A 2,754-nucleotide genomic window follows, 5' to 3' on the forward strand; every position below is an offset into this window, starting at 1 on the left:
TCAATCAACCCCTTCTCTAACCCCTCACCCAACCGCCGCCAAATCACCCATTTCAGCCATCCTTAAAAAAACTCCCAAAATCCCAGTTTTACCCCTTGACAAATCCCGAAACTTGACTTATTATTAAAGAATGGAAATCCGTGGCGACATATATATGCCTATAAACGGGTCAAGGTTCTAATTAGGCAGTAAATCGAAAAAAGCGATCGCACTTTCAGCCCATCTCATAGACAAGTAGCTAAACGGAAAGCCGCCCAACCATCACCTACCCCCAACCGAAGATATTACCATCTTCTAAACTGACATTAGTAACCCCTTCCAGGACACCCACCAGTTGGTCAGAACCGGCTACATAAATAGCTGTACCACTATGAAAACCGCTGGGTAGTGACCCAATTTCATAGTCATCAGGGCTACCGAGCAAAACCACCATATCCTGATTTACCTGAAAGTCAGTTACTATGCTGTAACCTTCTCCCGGAAGCATTACCAAAGTATCATTTCCCTCGCCTCCCACCAGAGTATCAACACCTTGAGCGCCTCCAAATAGGATATCATTACCCTGGTCTCCAAACAAAATATGATTCCCATTACCTGCTACCAAGGTATCATTCCCCTGACCACCATAAATGGCATCATTGCCGTCGCCTCCAAATAGGATATCATCATCTTTATTTCCCAATAGGATATCATCCCCCTGACCAGCAACTAAGATATCATTACCCTGACCGCCAAACAGAGTATTATCTCCCTGGGAAACCTGGAGCCAATCATCACCTTGAAAACCCAGCAAAGTTTCATCAGAAGCCGTCCCGATAATTACATCATGATGGTCAGTCCCAAACCATTGATTGGGTAAAGGTTGAGTAATAGAGCCTTGATTCTCGGTTGGCAAAACTCCCGTAATTTGAGGCGGGAAACTATCCCAATTAATGACTTGATGAATTTCTGGTCTCCCCGGTGTGTCAGTACCATCTACTATCAACCTGCTAATAAAGGCATCCCGCTCACCACTATTGGTTTGCCCATCTAGGTCGCCCGCAGTCGAGCCCGCCACATAAATAGACCCATCACTACCGGTGGTCAGGGCACGAGCATGGTCATTCAACCTGGTTCCCAACAGGCGCGTCCAGTCTTGAGTACCATCAGGCTGGAACCTGCCGATAAAGGCATCCCATTCGCCACCACTATTGGTTTGCCCGTCTAGGTCGCCCCCAGTCCAGCCCGCCACATAAATCGAGCCATCACTACCGGTGGTCAGGGCACTAGCCGAGTCCGAAGCACTGGTTCCCAGGAGGCGAGTCCAATCTTGAGTGCCATCAGGCTGGAACCTGCTGATAAAGGCATCACCCCTACCACTACCACTATTGGTTTGTCCACCTAGGTTGCCTTCAGTATAGCCCGCCACATAAATCGAGCCATCACTACCGGTGGTCAGGGCATGAGCCACGTCCCCACCACGGGTTCCCAACTGGCGCGTCCAGTCTGTAGTGCCATCAGGCTGGAACCTGCTAATAAAGGCATCAGGCACAAAATAAAAACCACCACTATGGGTTTGTCCGTCTAGGCCGCCAAAAGTCCTTCCCGCCACATAAATAGACCCATCACTACCGGTGGTCAGGGCATGAGCCACGTCCCAAAGCCTGGTTCCCAACAGGCGAGTCCAGGCTTTAGCGCCATTAGGCTGGTACTTAGTGATAAAGGCATCTTCCTCACCACTATAGGTTTGTCCGTCTAGGTCGCCCCGAGTCCTTCCCGCCACATAAATCGAGCCATCACTACCGGTGGTCAGGGCATGAGCCCCGTCACCGTCACTGTTTCCCAACAGGCGCGTCCAGTCTTGAGTGCCATCAGGTTGGAACTTGGTGATAAAGGCATCAGGCCAGCTACCACTATTGGTTTGTCCATCTAGGTCGCCCCAAGTCGTACCCGCCACATAAATCGAGCCATCACTACCGGTGGTCAGGGCATGAGCATAGCGCGAATCACCGCTTCCCAACAGGCGCGTCCAATCTTGAGTGCCATCAGGCTGGAACCTGCTGATAAAGGCATCAGCCCTACCACTATTGGTTTGTCCGTCTAGGTCGCCATAAGTATAGCCCGCCACATAAATCGAGCCATCACTACCGGTGGTCAGAGCAGTAGCCGAGTCCTCCTCACCGCTTCCCAACAGGCGCGTCCAGGCGAACTCTGGCGGCGCGGACATCTGTACTGCTACTGGTTCACCTTCTACCCCACTGAATCCCTGTGAGGGCATGAAATTCTGAGAATCTGATGATTCAAAAATATGGAATATTTCGCTAGTATTGTTCATTAGGGTATCCCCCTCCAATGGAGCCATAAAGATTTCATACCTGGATTGGTATTTACATGGCTAACGACAATTGTACTTGGCTCTCAATATAACCGGCCACCATCATTCTTAAAAAAAGCGATCGCACCATTTCCCCACACTCTCTAAAACCCCGCTACCCATCAGCAGATTAGGCAATCCTAAAAAAACTCTAAAAATCCCGATTTTTTCCCTTGACAAATGCGGAAACTTGACTTATTATTAAATCATGGGAAACCGTGCCGACATATATAATGGTTTTTTGAGCCTATAGCTCTGGGTAGGTTGGGTGAAACCCAACAGCGGTGAGATGGTGGTGTTGGGTTCCGTTCCTCCACCCAACCTACTTAAATAGGCTATATGACCGGCCACCATCATTCTTAAAAAAAGCGATCGCACCATTTCCCCACACTCTCTAAAAC

2 protein-coding genes are annotated in these 2,754 nt (G+C 49.3%); both read right to left on the reverse strand.

Going from position 1 to position 2,754, the window contains the following annotated elements; all coding sequences use genetic code 11:
* Positions 1-265 precede the first annotated feature (265 nt).
* Positions 266-2,314: an SBBP repeat-containing protein gene (locus P5683_RS05460; RefSeq protein WP_315639493.1), complete on the reverse strand. Its 2,049-nt coding sequence runs from the start codon at positions 2,312-2,314 to the stop codon at positions 266-268.
* 240 nt (positions 2,315-2,554) lie between these two features.
* Positions 2,555-2,754, reverse strand: a 200-nt coding sequence (locus P5683_RS05465; protein WP_315669422.1) for a hypothetical protein, incomplete at its 5' end; no start/stop codon positions are given.

The organism is Limnospira sp. PMC 1279.21 (genome assembly GCF_032349615.1).
In the GTDB taxonomy this organism is placed as follows: Bacteria; Cyanobacteriota; Cyanobacteriia; order Cyanobacteriales; family Microcoleaceae; genus Limnospira; species Limnospira fusiformis.